At 39.4% G+C, this 925-nt stretch carries 1 protein-coding gene; it reads left to right on the top strand.

The genetic code is table 11. From position 1 onward, the window contains the following. Window positions 1-73: 73 nt before the first annotated feature. Window positions 74-925, top strand: an 852-nt coding sequence (locus EK386_RS20690; protein WP_126660864.1) for an outer membrane beta-barrel protein, incomplete at its 3' end; no start/stop codon positions are given.

Raw genomic sequence — 925 nt, 5'->3', positions numbered from 1 at the left:
AAACTTTGGTGCCACAAGCGGTGCTGAAGTGATTTTGTTTTATTAATCGATGACAATTTAGAGGATCATCAAAATGAAAAAATCATTAGTTGCTTTAGCAGTATTATCGGCTGCAGCAGTAGCTCAAGCAGCTCCACAACAAAATACTTTCTACGCAGGTGCGAAAGTTGGTCAATCATCATTTCACCACGGTGTTAACCAATTAAAATCTGGTCACGATGATCGTTATAATGATAAAACACGTAAGTATGGTATCAACCGTAACTCTGTAACTTACGGTGTATTCGGCGGTTACCAAATTTTAAACCAAAATAACTTCGGTTTAGCAGCTGAATTAGGCTATGACTACTACGGTCGCGTACGTGGTAACGTAGATGAATTCCGTACAGTTAAACACTCTGCTCACGGTTTAAACTTAGCGTTAAAACCAAGCTACGAAGTATTACCTGACTTAGACGTTTACGGTAAAGTAGGTATTGCGGTTGTTCGTAATGACTATAAAAAATATGGTGCGGAAAACACTAACGAATCAACAACAAAATTCCACAAATTAAAAGCATCAACTATTTTAGGTGCAGGTGTTGAGTACGCAATTCTTCCTGAATTAGCGGCACGTGTTGAATACCAATACTTAAACAAAGCGGGTAACTTAAATAAAGCATTAGTTCGTTCAGGCACACAAGATGTGGACTTCCAATATGCTCCTGATATCCACTCTGTAACAGCAGGTTTATCATACCGTTTCGGTCAAGGCGCTGTAGCACCAGTTGTTGAGCCAGAAGTTGTAACTAAAAACTTCGCATTCAGCTCAGACGTTTTATTTGATTTCGGTAAATCAAGCTTAAAACCAGCAGCAGCAACAGCTTTAGACGCAGCTAACACTGAAATCGCTAACTTAGGTTTAGCAACTCCAGCTATCCAAGTT

Source organism: Lysinibacillus antri (genome assembly GCF_003977595.1).
GTDB lineage: Bacteria > Bacillota > Bacilli > Bacillales_A > Planococcaceae > Ureibacillus > Ureibacillus antri.
This window is presented reverse-complemented; position numbering and strand designations above follow the sequence as displayed.